The organism is Ruoffia sp. FAM 24228, assembly GCF_045528575.1.
GTDB lineage: Bacteria > Bacillota > Bacilli > Lactobacillales > Aerococcaceae > Ruoffia > Ruoffia halotolerans.
Genome location: NZ_JBGQQZ010000098.1, coordinates 1 through 6,147, shown reverse-complemented (window position 1 = coordinate 6,147; position 6,147 = coordinate 1). Strand labels below are relative to the sequence as shown.

Below are 6,147 nucleotides of genomic sequence, written 5' to 3'. Positions count from 1 at the left end.
AAGACTTGAGTTATAAAAGAATCGAAAAGCGACATTTCCCCCATGGGGGAAACCCTATACCTAAAAGTCTAATGGGGTATGTCTTTTGAATAACAATAGTGTTGCATTTGATTTGACAACAGAGGGAAATTAAAAATTAGATAACTTATGCAATCAATGCTTGACAATTGTAGGTACTTTTCATTATGATTTATTGAGATGTAAAGATGAATCTATAATAGGAGGGGTTGCATATGGCACAGAGAAAAGCAGCTTTGGCATGTACAGAGTGTGGCCAACGCAATTACCAAATGACACCGACACAAACGGGTCAATCTGTTCGTCTAGAACTTAAAAAGTTCTGTCGATACTGTAATAAGCACACAATACATAAAGAAACTAAGTAGATAGGTGGATAAGAATGAACTATATTAAATCAGTCGGAAACGAAATGAAAAAGGTAAATTGGCCATCAGTTAAAGAAGTCAATCGCTTTACTTGGATTGTTGTTATCTTTGTCGTTATTTTCGCATCTTATTTTGCATTAACCGATGAAGTATTCTCGTCACTAATGGATTGGTTATTTAGTGTTTAATTAAAAAGAGCGTGATTTCTAGTTTTTTTATAGTAATCATTGAAGGATTAATGGTATAATTGACGCAAGGAACGAACCTACTGTTTTGTAGGTTTTTTATTTTGAGAATTTTTTGAAAGGAGTTCAATATGGAATCAAATAAAGCATGGTATGTTCTACATACTTATTCAGGATATGAAAACAAAGTTAAAGAAAATATTGATTTACGTAAAGATAGTATGGCAATGGGGGAGAATATCTTCCGTGTGGTTGTCCCTACACAAGATGTTACAGAAGTGAAAGACGGCGAACCAAAAACTAAAACACAAAAAACTTTCCCAGGTTATGTTTTAGTTGAGATGGTTATGTCAGATGATGCATGGTTTATCGTTCGTAATACACCAGGGGTAACAGGTTTCGTTGGCTCGCATGGTGCCGGAAGTAAACCAGCACCACTTTTAGATGAAGAAATCGCCTATATTCTAGGTGACGGTGAACAACCGAAAGAAATTATCGACTTAAATATCAATACGGGTGATCGTGTTGAAATTACAGATGGTGCCTTCTCAGGTCTTGCAGGTGTTGTTGAAGAAGTGAATCAAGAACATCAGAAAGTTAAAGTTCTTATTGAAATGTTCGGTCGTGAAACAGTGGCTGAATTAGAATTCAACCAAATCAAAGAAGAAGAACTGTAGTAAGCAACTAAATCACGATAGTTAGGAGTACAAACTATATGAACTCATTTCATAAATATTATCGTTGGGCTGTGCCAGTATTCTTCGTATTATTACTATTATTGAACTATTTGAGTGCGGCAGGGATTATCTTACCAGCAACTCAAGCAGAAGTTTCAGATAAATATGTGAATTTATTTGCACCAGCAGGCATTACTTTTTCAATTTGGGCTGTGATTTATATCGGAATGGCATTGACAATTAGTATTGATTTTATCCGTCCAAAAGGAGATCGTTTCGGTGCGCTTTACCGTCAATTGATTTTAACGCGAATGATAGAATGGATTGCTTTAAACATTGTCTGGATTATTTGTTGGAGTAATGAATGGTTACTTGCTTCACTGATCGTTATTTTATTATACACAACTAGAATTATGAAAAGTGTTGAAGCTATTAGTGCTACACCCACATTAAGAGAAAACCCTTGGTTTTTAAAATACTCAATGGGTCTACATTTTGGTTGGTTATTAGTGGCGAGTATGGCTAACTTAACTACTTATACTGTAAGTCAAGGTGTTGATTTAACCGGTACAATAGGTATTATTTGGACGGTTGCGTTAATGATTGTTGTGGCAGCACTTTCAGCTTATTACTATACAAAGTTAGGTAATGAGATGATTATGCCAGTAGCATTATGGGCTATCCTAGGAATATTTATTAAACATAGTCCATTTTCATCCTTTGAATATAAAAGTAATATCGTTATGTATGTAGCCGCAGTTCTTTTTGTTATAAGTGCCGTTGGCTTCGTTCAACTGTTCCGACTACAAAAAGAACAACGAGTTAAAAGAGTGAATAAATAGGTTATAAGGTGAATCTAATTTAGGTTCATCTTTTTTGTGCTCCTTCGGATGCACTTTCATTTATGGTAAAATGACTATAACAAGGTCACTCAGTTTTCTTAAGAGAGAGTAGGAGACACATTATGAGACTCATCTTAAAAGTTTTACTCCGGATTGTAGTGATTGCTATTCTAATCACGGTTATTATCTTCGGAATACGTTGGGTTCAAACGAATCGGTATAGTGAGTATATTGCAACGGATGAAGAAAGTGTCTATGTCGAGCCAGCCAATTTAGCATTGTATGAGACAGAACAAGCCAATATGACAGTTGAAACAATCGAAGAAGGGTATGTTAATGGCTTCCATCTTGTTCCAGATGAAATTTTAGCTGAGGGAGCGATCTTCACCTTTGGGGGTTCCGAAGGTTCGCCCAATTATGAGTTAGCGGTTCAATTGGCAAATGAAGGATACGAAGTTTACAGTTTATTCTTTTTCGGACCAGGTGAATTACCTGAAAGTATTCATGAAGTTCCCCTCGATTTCTACCAAGAAGTCTTAGCTTATCACGAAGAACATAGTCAATCGGATGGTCCTATCACAGTCTTAGGTGCTTCTAAAGGAGCGGAATTAACTTTAAACTTAGCTACCATCTATGAAGAGATTGATCACATCGTATTATATGCACCGTCTACTTATAATTTCTTCTCACTAGACCAACAAAATGCAGACGCCAGCTCATGGTCTTACCAAGATGAGCCATTGCCGCATTTGAGTAATCAATCAGGTAGTATGATAGAAACAATGCAGATGATTGCAGGCTTTATCACCTATACACCGGTGTCATATCAACCAATTTATGACAGTGTGATTGAAGGAAGCGAAGCAGAGAGTCTAGAAGCAGCTCGCATTAAAGCTGAAGAATTTACAGGGGAAGGAATTATTTTCGCCGGTGGCGACGATTTAATGTGGAATTCAAGTCAAATGGGTGAAGCGATTATTGAACAGGCAAACCAAATTGAATTACACAATTATCCAGAGGCAGGTCATTTATTCTCAAATAAAAGATATTTAGGAGACTCTGCAGGATTGATTGCCTTAGGTGGGAATGATGAAGCCAATCAAGCCGCTTTAGAAGAAAGTCATGCCATTTTGTTAGAGAATTTAGCTAATTGGCATAATAAAGAATATAAAATGTAGATTAGCACTTGCAATATGGAATAAACATGGTATACTATTTCGGTGCGCAAGAACGCACACTGAGTGGGAGGAGTGAAGCTCACTCCGTAAACCACATCACGAAAAAAATTTTACAAGGAGGAATGTTTCGTGGCTAAAAAAGTCGTAACACAAGTCAAATTACAAATTCCAGCGGGACAAGCAAGTCCAGCGCCGCCAGTTGGTCCAGCATTAGGTCAAGCGGGAGTTAACATCATGGCGTTTACTAAAGAATTTAACGCTCAAACACAAGATCAAAATGGGATGATTATTCCAGTAGTAATCGATGTGTATGAAGACCGTTCATTTAGTTTTATTACTAAAACACCACCAGCTCCAATCTTACTTAAAAAAGCAGCTGGCTTAAGCAAAGCTTCTGGTGAACCAAACAAAAACAAAGTTGGTTCAGTAACAAAAGCACAAGTACAAGAAATTGCTGAAATTAAAATGAAAGACTTAAACGCAGCAGATGTAGAAGCTGCTATGCGCATGATCGAAGGAACAGCTCGTTCAATGGGAATCACTGTCGAGGGCTAAGCATAACGCAGCTTCCAGCCCGTATTCTATCGGGTGTGGGAGGTATTACCGTTAATACCACAAATATAGGAGGAATAAATTAAATGGCTAAGAAAAGTAAAAAATTTCAAGCGGCATTAGAAAAAGTAGACCGCAACAATTTCTATAGCGCAGATGAAGCAATCGCATTAGCGAAAGAAATCGACTTTGCGAACTTTGATGCAACTATGGAAGTATCTTACAACTTAAATATTGATGTTAAAAAAGCTGATCAACAGATCCGTGGAGCAATGGTATTGCCACATGGTACTGGTAAAACTCAAACAGTTGTAGTTATCGCAACTGGAGATAAAGCTAAAGAAGCAGAAGCAGCAGGTGCTGATTTTGTTGGTGAAGCAGACCTAATCGAAAAAATCAACGGTGGTTGGTTAGACTTCGACGTAATGGTAGCAACACCTGACATGATGGGACAAGTTGGTCGTCTAGGACGCGTATTAGGACCAAAAGGCCTAATGCCTAACCCTAAAACTGGTACAGTAACACAAGATGTTACTAAAGCGGTTAACGACATCAAAGCAGGTCAAGTTACTTACCGTGCTGACAAAGCAGGAATCGTTAATGTTCCAATCGGTAAAGTATCATTTGATGATGCTAAATTAAAAGAAAACTTTAACGCATTACACGAACAAATCGTTCGTTTAAAACCAGCTTCAGCTAAAGGTACTTACATGACAAGTTTAACATTGTCTACTACTTTTGGACCTGGTATCAAAATTAACGCTCCAGGAATGGAATAATCAATTTTAACTTAAATAATTACGAGCTTAGAATTTGAAGTAAGTCTTCATTTTTTAAGCTCTTTTTTTGTAATAAAGGGTCATGCTTTTGAAGACAGACCTATATTTTCAGGTAATAATTGAAAATATTAACTAAATGAAAACCGATTAAATAAAAATAGTTAAAAACATTAATAAAAAGTGTTGACAACACAGTCGGTATCCATTATGATGTTTTATGTGTTAAACGACCGAAGACAGTAAGTGGCAAATGCCTTAATTTCTTACCGAGGAAGTTCCTAAGTGATAAACAACAGGAATGTATCTCTATGTCTAAGGTGACATGGGGGTTTTTTTATTGGATAAAATAATCAATAAATACTCTCTATACCAAAATGACGGAGGTGAACTAATTGGGAAAAAGAAAAGTGACTCTTGAACAAAAACAAAACGAAGTTGCAGAAATCACTGAAGAACTTAAAGGTTCTGCAGGTGTTGTAATTATCGATTACCTAGGTCTTAACGTTACTGAAGTAACAGAATTACGTAAAAACTTACGTGATGCAGGCGTGAAAATGAAAGTTGTGAAAAACACAATCTTACGTAGAGCAGCTGCAGACGCAGGTATTGAAGGTTTAGATGAAGTTTTCGCTGGTCCTACTGCGATTGCTTTCCATTCTGAAGATGTTGTTGCTCCAGCTAAAATTATCGTTGATGCCGCAAAAGATTTAGAAAAATTAGAAATCAAAGGTGGATTAATTGAAGGTGCTGTAGCTACAGTAGCTGAAATCGAAACATTATCTAAATTACCAAGTCGCGAAGGTCTATTATCTATGTTACTATCTGTACTGGAAGCTCCAATGCGCAATACAGCTTCAGTATTATCACAAATGAATCCTGCTCGCAAGATGGCTTATGCGCTTAAAGCTGTTGGTGAAGCAAAAGACGCTGCTTAATGTAGCATAATTAATAAATAAAAAAACACATATAAAACGGAGGAAACAAATCATGGCATTAAACATTGAACAAATTATTGAAGATATCAAATCAGCAACTGTTGTAGAATTAAACGAATTAGTAGAAGCAATCGAAGAAGAATTCGGTGTATCTGCTGCTGCTCCTGTAGCTGTAGCTGCTGCTGGTGGCGCTGGTGAAGCTGCTGCTGAAGAACAAACTGAATTCGACGTTGAATTAACTTCAGCTGGATCAGCTAAAATTAAAGTTATCAAAGCAGTTCGTGAAGCAACTGGTTTAGGACTTAAAGAAGCTAAAGAATTAGTAGATAACGCTCCAAAAGTAATCAAAGAAGGATTATCTAAAGAAGATGCAGAAGCATTAAAAGCTGCAATCGAAGAAGTTGGAGGAGCTGTAGAAGTTAAATAATCTCTGATTATTTAACTTTATACACTCTAAACCAGAGGTTTTTACCTCTGGTTTTTTTGTCTTAAATTGTCAAATTAAGTGCAACACAGTTTTATAAAAGATTTCATAAGGTGTTTTCCAATTCAAACATTTTTTGGGACGTGTATTTAATTTCGTTGCCCAACCTTGTATCTCTTCATCAGTTGC

The 6,147-nt window shown here is 36.6% G+C and carries 9 protein-coding genes, 1 pseudogene and 1 other annotated feature; of the genes and pseudogenes, 9 read left to right on the top strand and 1 reads right to left on the bottom strand.

Annotated elements, in window-relative coordinates:
* Positions 1 to 233: 233 nt before the first annotated feature.
* From rpmG to rplL, 9 genes are all read left to right on the top strand, one after another.
* The gene (gene rpmG / locus ACEN33_RS11680) at positions 234 to 386 is read left to right on the top strand and encodes a 50S ribosomal protein L33 (RefSeq protein ID WP_138404229.1); all 153 of its coding nucleotides are present in this window, start codon (positions 234 to 236) and stop codon (positions 384 to 386) included.
* A gap of 14 nt (positions 387 to 400) precedes the next feature.
* On the top strand, positions 401 to 574 hold the full coding sequence (gene secE / locus ACEN33_RS11675) for a preprotein translocase subunit SecE (RefSeq protein ID WP_338486777.1): 174 nt from the start codon (positions 401 to 403) through the stop codon (positions 572 to 574).
* A 128-nt stretch (positions 575 to 702) separates the two neighbouring features.
* Positions 703 to 1,248 (top strand): transcription termination/antitermination protein NusG, encoded by a 546-nt coding sequence (gene nusG / locus ACEN33_RS11670; protein WP_197104055.1) that lies wholly within the window; start codon positions 703 to 705, stop codon positions 1,246 to 1,248.
* 38 nt (positions 1,249 to 1,286) lie between these two features.
* Positions 1,287 to 2,090, top strand: coding sequence for a hypothetical protein (locus tag ACEN33_RS11665; RefSeq protein ID WP_407090888.1), 804 nt, complete (start codon positions 1,287 to 1,289; stop codon positions 2,088 to 2,090).
* 122 nt (positions 2,091 to 2,212) lie between these two features.
* Entirely contained in the window at positions 2,213 to 3,268 is a 1,056-nt protein-coding gene (locus tag ACEN33_RS11660) for an acyl-CoA thioester hydrolase/BAAT C-terminal domain-containing protein (protein ID WP_407090889.1), read from the top strand.
* Positions 3,269 to 3,397: 129 nt separating this feature from the next.
* Positions 3,398 to 3,823, top strand: a complete 426-nt coding sequence (rplK, locus tag ACEN33_RS11655) for a 50S ribosomal protein L11 (RefSeq protein ID WP_138404224.1) — start codon at positions 3,398 to 3,400, stop codon at positions 3,821 to 3,823.
* 83 nt (positions 3,824 to 3,906) lie between these two features.
* Positions 3,907 to 4,599: a 50S ribosomal protein L1 gene (gene rplA / locus ACEN33_RS11650; protein WP_407090890.1), complete on the top strand. Its 693-nt coding sequence runs from the start codon at positions 3,907 to 3,909 to the stop codon at positions 4,597 to 4,599.
* A gap of 212 nt (positions 4,600 to 4,811) precedes the next feature.
* Positions 4,812 to 4,943, top strand: a sequence feature (ribosomal protein L10 leader region).
* Between the two features lie 48 nt (positions 4,944 to 4,991).
* Positions 4,992 to 5,534: a 50S ribosomal protein L10 gene (rplJ, locus tag ACEN33_RS11645; RefSeq protein WP_407090968.1), complete on the top strand. Its 543-nt coding sequence runs from the start codon at positions 4,992 to 4,994 to the stop codon at positions 5,532 to 5,534.
* Between the two features lie 52 nt (positions 5,535 to 5,586).
* Positions 5,587 to 5,961 carry a 50S ribosomal protein L7/L12 gene (gene rplL / locus ACEN33_RS11640; protein ID WP_138404221.1) on the top strand — a complete coding sequence of 125 codons (375 nt, stop codon included), beginning with the start codon at positions 5,587 to 5,589 and terminating at the stop codon, positions 5,959 to 5,961.
* A 69-nt stretch (positions 5,962 to 6,030) separates the two neighbouring features.
* On the opposite strand, the pseudogene ACEN33_RS11635 reads toward rplL, so the two are convergent.
* Positions 6,031 to 6,147, bottom strand: a pseudogene (locus tag ACEN33_RS11635) (IS30 family transposase); the annotation flags it as partial.